This window comes from uncultured Tepidimonas sp. (assembly GCF_938045175.1).
Classification (GTDB): domain Bacteria; phylum Pseudomonadota; class Gammaproteobacteria; order Burkholderiales; family Burkholderiaceae_C; genus Tepidimonas.
Window position 1 is genome coordinate 1 of sequence record NZ_CALIND010000067.1, and the last position, 3,485, is coordinate 3,485.

At 72.7% G+C, this 3,485-nt stretch carries 4 protein-coding genes; all 4 read left to right on the forward strand.

The genetic code is table 11. The features are described from left to right. Positions 1-159: 159 nt before the first annotated feature. Positions 160-948 carry a LytTR family DNA-binding domain-containing protein gene (locus tag Q0716_RS03390; RefSeq protein WP_299019663.1) on the forward strand — a complete coding sequence of 263 codons (789 nt, stop codon included), beginning with the start codon at positions 160-162 and terminating at the stop codon, positions 946-948. 10 nt (positions 949-958) lie between these two features. Further along, positions 959-1,978, forward strand: a complete 1,020-nt coding sequence (gene hemC / locus Q0716_RS03395) for a hydroxymethylbilane synthase (protein ID WP_299019665.1) — start codon at positions 959-961, stop codon at positions 1,976-1,978. Positions 1,979-1,984: 6 nt separating this feature from the next. Next, positions 1,985-2,767 (forward strand): uroporphyrinogen-III synthase, encoded by a 783-nt coding sequence (locus Q0716_RS03400; RefSeq protein ID WP_299019666.1) that lies wholly within the window; start codon positions 1,985-1,987, stop codon positions 2,765-2,767. Further along, positions 2,764-3,485 (forward strand): uroporphyrinogen-III C-methyltransferase (locus Q0716_RS03405; protein WP_299019668.1); only part of this gene is annotated, 722 nt, incomplete at its 3' end. The genes Q0716_RS03400 and Q0716_RS03405, both read left to right, overlap by 4 nt.

A 3,485-nucleotide genomic window follows, 5' to 3' on the forward strand; every position in this document is an offset into this window, starting at 1 on the left:
TGGGATTTGGCATCGAGCTGGTTGTGCGACATGGCAGGTCAGAGGACGGGCGCGCCGATGGACGAAGCTGCAGCGTCGGTTTATAAAGGCGGTGACGTATAAACAGAAGGAAGAAATTGTACCGGCGGCACGGGCGCCGACGGGGTGGGGGTAGACACGATGGTCACTCGGGTGCTGGTGGTCGATGACGAGGCTTTGGCGCGCGAGCGCCTGCGCGATCTGCTGGGGCGGCTGCCCCTGGCGCTGGAGGTGGACGAGGCGTCGGAGGCGCGCAGCGCCTATGCCCGGCTGATCAGCGAACCTTGGGATGTGGTGTTGCTGGACGTGCAGATGCCGGGGCTGGACGGGCTGGGTCTGGCCGAGCTGCTGCGTGGGCGACCGTCGGCGCCGGCCTTGATATTCGTCACTGCGCACGCCGAGCACGCGTTGCGAGCGTTCGAGCTGGACGCGGTGGACTACCTGACCAAACCGGTGCGGCTGGAGCGACTGCAGCAGGCGCTGGACAAGGCGCTGCGCTGGCGCGCGGCGAATGTCCCGGCCACTGGTGCCCCCACCGTGGCGGACGGGGGTGTCGCGGCGGGCAGTCTGGTCATCCACGAACGGGGCCGAACCGAGCGCGTGCCGATCGCCGATATCGTCTACCTCAAGGCCGAACTCAAATACGTGACGGTGCGCACGCGCGAGCGCAGCTACATCTACGATGGCTCGCTGCACGAGTTCGAGCGCGCGCAGCCCGAGCGCTGGCTGCGCATCCACCGCAATGCGTTGGTAGCGCGTGACCGGGTGCGCGCGCTGGAGCGCGTGCACGAACGCCCCAGCGCGCGCGCCGACGAATCGTTCGATGGCTGGGTGGTGCGACTGGACGGGGTGGAAGAACGGCTGCAAGTCTCGCGCCGCCAGCTGCCCGTGGTGCGCGAGGCGCTGCAGGGCGAGCGGCTGGCGTGCTAGCATCGCCGGCATGTCGTCCTCTGCACGCTCCGGGGCTGGGTGCGCCCAGCCCGACACTGCTTTCCCCCCCCTCGACCTGACCATCGCCACCCGCGAAAGCCGCTTGGCCCTGTGGCAGGCCGAGCATGTGCGCGACCATCTGCAACGCCTTGGGCACCGGGTGCGCCTGCTGGGCATGACCACGCGCGGCGACCAGATCCTCGATCGGGCGCTGTCTAAAGTGGGCGGCAAGGGCCTGTTCGTCAAGGAGCTGGAAGTGGCGATGGACGAGGGCCGGGCGGATTTGGCGGTGCATTCCCTCAAAGACGTGCCGATGGAGCTGCCCGCGGGGTTTCGGCTGGCTTGCGTGATGGCGCGCGAAGACCCGCGCGATGCCTGGGTGTCGCCCGTGTGCGACGGGCCCGAGGGCTTGCCCGCGGGGGCGGTGATCGGTACCTCCAGCCTGCGGCGGGTGGTGTTGCTGCGCGAGGCGCTGGCGCGCCTGGGCCGGTCGGACGTCACCATCGAGCCGCTGCGCGGCAACCTGGATACCCGCCTGCGCAAGCTCGACGAGGGCCGCTATCACGCCATCGTGCTGGCAGCCGCCGGCCTGCGCCGGCTGGGGTTGGAGGCGCGCATCCGGCGTGTGTTCGAGACCCGCGAGATGCTGCCCGCGGCAGGGCAGGGGGCGCTGGGGATCGAAATCCGTATCGAGCGTGACGACGTCGCCACCGCGCTGGCACCGCTGGCCCACTGGCCGACGTGGGCCGCGGTGGCGGCGGAGCGGGCCGTCTCGCGCGCGCTGGGGGGTAGTTGCTCGGTACCACTGGCCGCGCACGCCACCTGGGTCGAGGCGCCGCCGTCTGAGCCTGGTCAGTCGGCACGGTTGCGCATCGAGGCCGCCTGGGGGGATGCCGAAGGGGCGGCATCGCTGCTGCTGCGGGCAGCCGTCGAGGCCGACGTGACCGATCTGGCCAGCGCCGAGGCCGCTGGCGCGCGCGTGGCGCAAGCCCTGATCGACCGCGGGGCCCGGATCCGCATGCCGGAGTAGGGCGCCGTGTCACCCGTCGCCGCGCCGCGCCCCACGGTGGTCGTGACCCGGCCGGCCGCGCAGGCGGCGCCCTGGGTGGCGGCGCTGCGCCAGGCCGGTTGGGCTGTGCTACCCCTACCGCTGATCGACATTGCCCCGGTGGCGGACGCGGCGACGCTGCGCGCCATGATGGGGCCGTGGCACGGCTGGGCTGCGGTGATGGCGGTCAGCCCGGCGGCGGTCGAGGTGTTGCGCGCCGCCGGTGTGCCCGCGCCACCCGACGGCGTGCGCTGCTGGGCACCTGGCGAGGGCACGGCCCAGGCCTGGCGGGCGTGGGGGGTGGATCCGGGGCGCATCGATCACCCTCCGCGGGATTCCGCCCAGATGGACTCCGAAGCGCTGTGGCCGCGGGTGCGGCAACAACTGGCTCCCGGCGCGCGTGTGCTGATCGTGCGCGGGGCGTCGCCCGACGGGCGCACCGGACGTGACTGGCTGGCGCAGCGTTGCCGCGAGGTCGGCGCGCAGGTCGAGGAGCGCGTCGTGTACCGGCGCGTGCCGCCCACGTGGGACGCCGATCGCGCGCAGCAGGCGCGGCTAGCCGTGGGGCCGGGCGCGGTGTGGCTGTTCAGCAGCAGTGAGGCCATCGCCAACTTACCGCAACTGCTGCCGCAAGCGCCGTGGGGCCACACCCAGGCCATCGCCACGCATCCCCGCATCGCCGACGCCGCCCGTGCCCTGGGGGTGGGTCGGGTCCACACCTGCCGCCCTGGGTTGCCCGACGTGCTGCAGGCCCTAGAATCCTTGGCGTGAACGATACCGTGACGCTCCCCCCAGAACCCGCGGCACCGAGCGGGGCGGTACCGCCGCGCCCGGCTGCGATGGCGGGTGGCGCTGCGCGCTGGTGGCCACTCGCAGCGGTGCTCGTGGCGGGGCTGTCGCTGGCGGCCAGCGTCGTGCTCTGGCAACGGGTGGCGCGTGTGCAGGAGGAGCTGGCCCGCCGCAGCGCCGATACCCAGGCCGACGCCGCCGCCACGCGCGCCCTGGCCGAGCAGGCGCAGGCCACCGTGGCCGAGTTGCAGGCCCGCATCGGCGTGGCCGAGCTCAAGCTGTCCGAGGTGTCGCTGCAGCGCTCGCAGCTAGAAGAGCTGATGCTGTCGGTGTCGCGCTCGCGCGACGATGCGCTGGTGCAAGACCTGGAGGCCGCGTTACGCTTGGCCATCCAGCAAAGCCAGCTCACCGGCAGCGTGCAGCCCATCGTGGTCGCTTTGCAGGGGGCGCAGCAGCGCATCGAGCGCGCCGCCCAGCCGCGCCTGAACCCGGTGCAGCGCGCCATCGCGCGCGACCTCGAGCGTATCCGCGCGGCGTCGTTGCTGGACGTGCCTGCCCTCGTGACGCGCCTGGATGAGCTGGCTCGCGCGGTGGACGAGTGGCCGCTGCGCGCCGGGCCGCCGTTGGACGAACCCGTCGGCACGCCCGAGCCCGTCGCCGCCGAGCGCGAGACGCCACACGAGCCCGAACCGGCGGCTGC

Coding starts and splice junctions, on each gene's coding strand:
- Q0716_RS03390 (WP_299019663.1), top strand. CDS start 160: ATGGTCACTCGGGTGCTGGTGGTCGATGACGAGGCTTTGGCGCGCGAG.
- hemC (WP_299019665.1), top strand. CDS start 959: ATGTCGTCCTCTGCACGCTCCGGGGCTGGGTGCGCCCAGCCCGACACT.